Consider the following 239-nt stretch of genomic DNA (forward strand, 5'->3'; position numbering starts at 1 on the left):
CGTCGCCAACCAGACCTATATCGCGGGGGCTACAAACATCAGCGATAAACTGCAGGCCAATGGTCAGCAGGCCGGCGCTACGACACTCATGAACAGCACAGGCTCCATCTACGCGGGTTCGCCCCGTGCGTATTTTGGCGGCGTGCGGATCAAGTTTTGAAGGATAGTGCCATGACCATACACATTGCCACTCTCTGGCCAGACCGCCGCACGCTCTGGCGCTGGCATTTCTTCGCAGG

The organism is Gluconobacter sp. (assembly GCF_047723935.1).
In the GTDB taxonomy this organism is placed as follows: Bacteria; Pseudomonadota; Alphaproteobacteria; order Acetobacterales; family Acetobacteraceae; genus Gluconobacter.